This window comes from Vibrio sp. EA2 (genome assembly GCF_033042495.1).
Lineage (GTDB): Bacteria > Pseudomonadota > Gammaproteobacteria > Enterobacterales > Vibrionaceae > Vibrio.
Map to the genome: position 1 here is coordinate 1 of NZ_JAWLID010000052.1, position 875 is coordinate 875.

Consider the following 875-nt stretch of genomic DNA (forward strand, 5'->3'; position numbering starts at 1 on the left):
ACACGTTAGACGAACGGTCTGGAAAGGCCGACGATACAGGGTGATAGTCCCGTAGTTGACGATGTGTGTTCAGTGAAATCGAGTAGGGCGGGACACGTGATATCCTGTCTGAATATGGGGGGACCATCCTCCAAGGCTAAATACTACTGACTGACCGATAGTGAACCAGTACCGTGAGGGAAAGGCGAAAAGAACCCCTGTGAGGGGAGTGAAATAGAACCTGAAACCGTGTACGTACAAGCAGTAGGAGCACCTTCGTGGTGTGACTGCGTACCTTTTGTATAATGGGTCAGCGACTTATATTCAGTGGCAAGGTTAACCATCTAGGGGAGCCGTAGGGAAACCGAGTCTTAACTGGGCGTTCAGTCTCTGGATATAGACCCGAAACCAGGTGATCTAGCCATGGGCAGGTTGAAGATTGAGTAACATCAATTGGAGGACCGAACCGACTAATGTTGAAAAATTAGCGGATGACTTGTGGCTAGGGGTGAAAGGCCAATCAAACCTGGAGATAGCTGGTTCTCCCCGAAAGCTATTTAGGTAGCGCCTCGGACGAATACTACTGGGGGTAGAGCACTGTTAAGGCTAGGGGGTCATCCCGACTTACCAACCCTTTGCAAACTCCGAATACCAGTAAGTACTATCCGGGAGACACACGGCGGGTGCTAACGTCCGTCGTGGAGAGGGAAACAACCCAGACCGCCAGCTAAGGTCCCAAATTACTACTAAGTGGGAAACGATGTGGGAAGGCTCAGACAGCCAGGATGTTGGCTTAGAAGCAGCCATCATTTAAAGAAAGCGTAATAGCTCACTGGTCGAGTCGGCCTGCGCGGAAGATGTAACGGGGCTAAGTAGTAAACCGAAGCTGCGGCAAT

At 50.7% G+C, this 875-nt stretch carries 1 rRNA gene; it reads left to right on the top strand.

From position 1 onward, the window contains the following. Positions 1-875 (top strand): 23S ribosomal RNA (locus RXX31_RS24685); the annotation flags it as partial.